Here is a 5,940-nt window from a genome sequence, read left to right on the forward strand (position 1 = left end):
TCTTGCTCTTGCTCTTGCTCTTGCTCTTGCTCTTGCTCTTGCTCTTGCTCTTGCTTTGCTTGCCCGGGATGGCTGCCTTGCAGCCGACCACTTTTTTGCAGATATACCCGGATCCCCTGTGGGAGCGAGCCTGCTCGCGAAGACGGCTTGGCGGCTGAGGATGTTTACCGCTCAATCAAACCGAGTCATGGCCATCTAGAGCAAGCTTTACTCCTACAATTATCTCAGAACCGTCCGATATTGAGACTCGGATGTCCGGATGTTGTACTCAAAACTCGGTTTCACGAGTTTTTGAGACAGTGCCAATGAAAAAACCACCCATATTCAGGGGCAGGTCAGACCCGGTTTTTGATCTACTGATAACATCGCCGCACAAGGAACGCCTCTCGGACTACCTCGCTCTACTCAAGCCTCTGGACGACCAGAGGCGTTATCTGTCGTTCGATGATTTGCGCTATCGCTGGGCGCCGGGGCTGGATTCGAATCTGTGCTGGGCCTTGGTCAAGAAGGCCCGAACAGCGCAGTACTCCAGCCTGTTGCCATTGGGTGAGCCGATGCGGTGGGGAAACTTCATACTGACGCCCGTGGCACAAAAAGCGATTTCTGCCGTGGACCGACAGGCCACCACTGCCGCGCTGGAGTACATGACCAGCCAGATCGGCGAGCGCGCGCATTTCAGTTATCTGCTTAATGATTTGATCGAAGACGAAGCCATCAGCAGCAGTCAGCTCGAGGGCGCGGCGACTACCACCCGGGTGGCCAAGGACATGCTCAAGCGCCATCGCCTGCCGCGTACGCCGGATGAGCGAATGGTGATCGGCAATTACAAGATGATGAACTTCGCTTGGGAAAAACGTTATGAACCGCTGAGTATCGAGCTGGTCAAGGCACTGCATCGTGTTGGCGTATCAGGTATCGATGACGGGCAATATTCGCCGGGGGATTTGCGGGTCAACGATGACGTGGTGGTGCAGGACGGACAGGGCAATACGGTTCATGTGCCGCCTCCTGCTGCCGGGCTCGCCGGGCGGTTGCAGGTGCTGTCGGCATGGATCAATCAATCCCACAACGATCCTCATCGGACGGACTATCTGCATCCGCTGATCAAGGGCATTGCGCTGCATTTTGCGTTGGGTTATGAGCACCCGTTTCGCGATGGAAACGGCCGCGTCGCTAGGGCGTTGTTCTACTGGTTCATGTTCAAGAATGATTTCTCGGCGTTTCGTTACATTGCCATCAGCGTCTTGCTGCGCAGTGCGCCGGTGAAGTACGGGCGCTCGTATCTGAAAACCGAAGCGGACGATCTGGACCTGACGTATTTCATCGATTTCCAGTGTTCGGTGGTGTTGCGTGCTGTCAGCAGTTTTACCGAGGCTTATAGGAAGAGTCTGATAAATGCCGAGTGCTTTGATCGTTGGTTGTCGGAGTCTGGATTTTTCAATCGGCTGACCGAAAAGCAGCGGACGATATATCAGGTGGCCAAGAGTGGCATGGCCAAGGAGTTTACGGCGGTCAATGTGAAGGCGAATCTGGGGTGTTCCTACAACACGGCGTCGACCACGTTGAATGGATTGGTGGGTCTGGAGTTGTTTGAAAAGCGCAAGCTGGGGCGGGAGTGGGTGTTTTTTCTACGACCCGGATCGGCGGCCTGAACCATTGTGGGAGCGGGCTCGCTCCCACAGGTTTTTTGTTGATGCTTAGAGCGTGCCGAAGACCTTCTTCGCCAAACTGGTCGCCGCAGCCGCCGGGTTGTTGCGGATGGTTTCTTCCTGCTTGCCGATCATTTCAAACAAGCCGTTCAGCGCCTGTTCGGTGACGTAGCTTTCGATGTTGGCATTCTTCGTATCGATCACGCCCATGGTCGCAGCTTGCCCGGCGAACGAGTTGTACTGCTGGGCCAGGCCGACCTGGTCGGTGGCTTGTTTGACGATCGGCAGGAACTTGGCGCGGATCTGTTCGCGGCTGGTTTTGTTCAGGTACTGGGTGGCCGAGTCGTTGCCGCCGCTGAGGATGCCCTTGGCATCATCTACCGTCATCTTTTTCACGGCATCGACGAGGATTGGCTGGGCTTGGACGACAGCGGTTTCCGCCGCTTTGTTCATGCTGGTTTCCAGTTGATCGACCTGATCACCCATGCCGAACTGTTTCATCTTGCTGGCGACTTTTCCCAGCTTGCCTGGCAGCTCGATTTTCACGTCCGGGTTGTTGCTGAATCCGCCCGGTGTGCCGAGTTGTTTCACGGCCAATTGCGCGCCTTGAGTCAGGGCGTCCTTGAGACCGCCGGTGGCGTCTTTTTGTGACAGGTCGCTGAGCGACAGCGCCATCGCGCTGGCGCAGATCATCAAGCCTGCGCACAAGCCGGCAAAGCGAAGGGTAGGGCGGAGCATGGCAACTTCCTTTTTCAAAAAGACTTAACGGGCCGCGTCGACGCGGACCTTCACAGGCTGTGGGTCGGAGCCGTCCAGTCGCACGGCGTGATTCTCGGTGGTGATGAACAACAGTTTGCCATCGACTTCAATGCGCGCGTTGATCGAATAACGGTGATTGGGCTCGATCTTCTGAGGGTCGTAGCTCAGGTGGAACGGCAGCGGTACCTGGCCTTTGACCGGGCCACGTTGTTCGTCGATGACCTTGGCCGGGGCATCAGCGAGTGTGATGTCTTGCAGGCTGACGCTGAGGACCGCCGTCGGGGGCAGTGCGATGCGTTGCAGGTAGAAGACTTCGCCATCGAGGCTGGCCTTGGCTGAAGGCTGCATCGACTGGCAGGCACCCAGTAGTGCGGTCATGGCCAATAGAGAGAGTTTTTTCATTGCAGATCTCCTTCTCATGTGGGAGCGAGCCTGCTCGCGAAGGCGGTGTGCCAGCCAACTTGGAAGTCGACTGATACGGCCTCTTCGCGAGCAGGTTTTACATCAAATATCGGGTTGTGTGGTGGGTTGGTCCGCCGCATCTTCACTGCGATGCAACGCCACCTGCTGGATCGACAAGCGAATCTCCGCCGGCAACACCCGTTTCGCCGCGCCCTCGGCCAGTTCGCCGAGCAGTTCGTGATAGCCCAGCTTGCCGGCCTCGTCGCGCTTGAACACTTCCAGATCGAGCATAGTCTGGATGAAGTGGCGGAACAGGCTCTTGTCGAAGAACTCCGGGGCGTTGAGGCCATGCAGGATCGACAGGCGTTGGGCCATGACCGTGCACAGGTCCTCCAGTTCTTCGGCGCTGATGCTGTTCTGGCCGCTGTTGAGCAGCAGGGAAACGGTCATGTAGAAGCGCTGCAAGGTCTGGGCGATGCTTTTCGACAGCAGCGTCAGCAGCACGAAATGCCGCGAGCTCGGCGCCGGACGCAGGTAAACGTCGTTCTCGAAGCGCAGCAGGCCTTGTTCGACGAACGCCTCCAGCCATTGATCGATCACCCCGTCCAGTTCGTCCAGCGACCAGCGAATGAACAACTCGGCTTGCAGGTACGGGTACAGCGCGCGGGTGTAGCGCAGGATCTGTTCGCGGCTCATGCGCGATGCGCTCTGGAAGAAACTTGCCAGTAGTGCCGGCAGTGCGAAGATGTGCAGCACGTTGTTACGGTAGTAGGTCATCAAGACGGCGTTCTGCTCGTCCAGATAGAGAATCTTGCCCAGGGCATCGCTCTGCTCGGACAGCAGATCCATATCCTTCACGTGCTCGATCAGCGCCCGGCCGTCGCCCTCAGGCAGCGTGGTGTGCGGCGAGTAAGGCACCTTGCGCAACAGCGCCAGATAGAGGTCGAGCACCCGCGCCATGGCGCGATCGTCCAGCGCCAGGCGGCTGGTCGACAACAGCGCCAGCGCTACGAGGTTGACCGGGTTGATCGCTGCTGCTTCGTTCAGATGTTGCGCGACTTTCTGGCCGAGGCGGTTGGTGGTTTCGTTGAGCCAGGCCGGTTTGAACTGCGGACCGAGTTCCTGTTTACGCCAGTCCGGCTGTTCGCTGTCGAGGAACTCCGCCAGTTTGATCGGTTCGCCGAAGTTCACCGCCACCTGGCCGAAACGCTGCTTGAGCGCGCCGATGACTTTGAAGATGTCGAAGATCGATTCCTTCTTCTTGCTTGCCCCACGCAATTCACCCAGATAAGTGCGACCTTCCAGCACGCGCTCATAGCCGATGTACACCGGCACAAACACGATCGGCATGCGCGAGGAGCGCAGGAAACTGCGCAGGGTGATCGCCAGCATCCCGGTTTTCGGTTGCAGCATGCGCCCGGTGCGCGAGCGGCCGCCTTCGACAAAGTACTCCACCGGGAAGCCCTTGGTGAACAGGGTGTGCAGGTATTCGTTGAACACCGAGGTGTACAGCGGGTTGCCCTTGAAAGTGCGGCGCATGAAGAACGCACCGCCACGGCGCAGCAGGCCGCCGATCCCGGGCATGTTCAGGTTGATCCCGGCGGCGATGTGCGGCGGGGTCAGGCCGTTGCGGAACAACAGGTAGGACAGCAGCAGGTAGTCGATGTGGCTGCGGTGGCAGGGCACATAGATCACTTCATAACCCGGTGCGACCTTCTGCACGCCTTCGATGTTGTTGACCTTGATACCGTCGTAGATCTTGTTCCAGAACCAGCTCAGCACCACTTCCATGAAGCGGATCGCGGTGTAGGTGTAGTCCGAGGCGATTTCGTTGCCGTAGCGCAGGGCCTGGGCCTTGGCTTTCTCCGGGGAGATGTTTTCGCGCTCGGCTTCGTCGAGTATCGCCTGCTTGACCAGAGGCTGGTTGACCAGGCCCTTGACCAGGTTGCGCCGGTGGGAAATGTCCGGGCCGATCACGGCCGCTTTGAGGTTGCGGAAATGCACCCGCAGGATGCGTTGGGCCATGCGCACGGTGCGCTCGTGACCCTTGTTGTGCTCGATCAGCTCGCGCAGATGGATCGGCGCGGAGAACTGCACGCGGGTCTTGCGACCCAGCACGATGATGCTGAGCAAGCGACGCAGACGCCCGGTGACCGCCCAACTGTCGGCGAACAGCAGCTTCCACGGGCTCGACTCGCTGTCCGGCGACTGGCCCCAGAACACGCTGACCGGAATGATCTGTGCGTCTTCGGCGGCGTTTTGGCTCAGGGCGCTGACCAGGCGGGTCAGGGTCGGCGGCGCACCGCGCTTGTCCTGGCGACCGAGCCAGTCCGGATCCGGCGTCAAGTAGAAGAACGCCGCCGGTTCCAGCAGGTTGCCCACCGACACCGGCAGCACCGGACGTGGCAGGCCGGCCTTGCTGCATTCGGTGTCGACCACGGCGAGGTCGGTCAGCGAAGGATTTTGCAGGACGTAGAACACCGGGCGACTGCGGTCGAGGTTGAGGGTGAACGACGACTGGTTGATCGTCTCCGAGCGAACCCAGAGGTACAACAGTCGGCGCAGGGTGCCAAACACTAGACGGCGGAGCGGGGAACGGGTCATACGGCATCTGCATGAGTGAATGAAAAAAACCGAGCGTTTGCTCGGGCGGTCGATAGTGTGCCGGATTCGCCGAAAATCGGCAAAAAAGCGGCAATCAAAGTGCTATTGAGAGATTAAACGTCTGACATATACTCGGCGCTCTGTCGCCGCTGCCCTTCAGGGGACGGCATGTGCAGGCTGACGTTCCGAGGCTTTCCTGCGAAAAGCCCGATCAATAATAAAAAGGGAGTATGAACAGATGGCAACACGTGAAACCGGCAACGTGAAGTGGTTCAACGACGCCAAGGGCTACGGCTTCATTCAGCGCGCGGACGGGGTGGATGTGTTCGTGCACTACCGCGCGATTCGCGGTGAAGGCCACCGTTCACTGACCGAAGGCCAGCAGGTCGAGTATGCGGTGGTGGAAGGGCAGAAGGGGCTGCAGGCTGAGGATGTGGTGGGGCTTTAAAGCCGATCTTCAGAACACAAAAAACAATGTGGGAGCGAGCCTGCTCGCGAAAGCGGTGGATCAGTCGACATCAATGTT

At 58.7% G+C, this 5,940-nt stretch carries 6 protein-coding genes; 3 read left to right on the plus strand and 3 right to left on the minus strand.

Annotation, left to right across the window (positions count from 1 at the left end):
• The coding region (locus ACW9HW_RS28350; protein WP_457402632.1) for a hypothetical protein at positions 1 to 199 on the plus strand (199 nt) is incomplete at its 5' end.
• A 106-nt stretch (positions 200 to 305) separates the two neighbouring features.
• Positions 306 to 1,652 carry a Fic family protein gene (locus ACW9HW_RS28355; protein WP_457402634.1) on the plus strand — a complete coding sequence of 449 codons (1,347 nt, stop codon included), beginning with the start codon at positions 306 to 308 and terminating at the stop codon, positions 1,650 to 1,652.
• Between the two features lie 45 nt (positions 1,653 to 1,697).
• Here ACW9HW_RS28355 and ACW9HW_RS28360 read toward each other — a convergent pair whose 3' ends face one another.
• The 3 genes from ACW9HW_RS28360 to plsB form a co-directional block, all read right to left on the minus strand.
• The gene (locus ACW9HW_RS28360; RefSeq protein ID WP_207262584.1) at positions 1,698 to 2,387 is read right to left on the minus strand and encodes a DUF4197 domain-containing protein; all 690 of its coding nucleotides are present in this window, start codon (positions 2,385 to 2,387) and stop codon (positions 1,698 to 1,700) included.
• 24 nt (positions 2,388 to 2,411) lie between these two features.
• Positions 2,412 to 2,810 (minus strand): YbaY family lipoprotein, encoded by a 399-nt coding sequence (locus ACW9HW_RS28365; protein WP_137804695.1) that lies wholly within the window; start codon positions 2,808 to 2,810, stop codon positions 2,412 to 2,414.
• Positions 2,811 to 2,912: 102 nt separating this feature from the next.
• Positions 2,913 to 5,414 carry a glycerol-3-phosphate 1-O-acyltransferase PlsB gene (plsB, locus tag ACW9HW_RS28370; RefSeq protein ID WP_457402636.1) on the minus strand — a complete coding sequence of 834 codons (2,502 nt, stop codon included), beginning with the start codon at positions 5,412 to 5,414 and terminating at the stop codon, positions 2,913 to 2,915.
• Between the two features lie 238 nt (positions 5,415 to 5,652).
• On the opposite strand from plsB, the gene ACW9HW_RS28375 reads away from it, so the two are divergent.
• Positions 5,653 to 5,862, plus strand: a complete 210-nt coding sequence (locus tag ACW9HW_RS28375; RefSeq protein ID WP_019647794.1) for a cold shock domain-containing protein — start codon at positions 5,653 to 5,655, stop codon at positions 5,860 to 5,862.
• Positions 5,863 to 5,940: the final 78 nt, after the last annotated feature.

The sequence above is a fragment of the Pseudomonas sp. SDO5532_S415 genome (assembly GCF_054071155.1).

What these genes read in the sequence shown, in the direction of transcription:
- ACW9HW_RS28355 (WP_457402634.1), top strand. Translation starts at nt 306, where the DNA reads ATGAAAAAACCACCCATATTCAGGGGCAGGTCAGACCCGGTTTTTGAT.
- ACW9HW_RS28360 (WP_207262584.1), bottom strand. Translation starts at nt 2,387, where the DNA reads ATGCTCCGCCCTACCCTTCGCTTTGCCGGCTTGTGCGCAGGCTTGATG.
- ACW9HW_RS28365 (WP_137804695.1), bottom strand. Translation starts at nt 2,810, where the DNA reads ATGAAAAAACTCTCTCTATTGGCCATGACCGCACTACTGGGTGCCTGC.
- plsB (WP_457402636.1), bottom strand. Translation starts at nt 5,414, where the DNA reads ATGACCCGTTCCCCGCTCCGCCGTCTAGTGTTTGGCACCCTGCGCCGA.
- ACW9HW_RS28375 (WP_019647794.1), top strand. Translation starts at nt 5,653, where the DNA reads ATGGCAACACGTGAAACCGGCAACGTGAAGTGGTTCAACGACGCCAAG.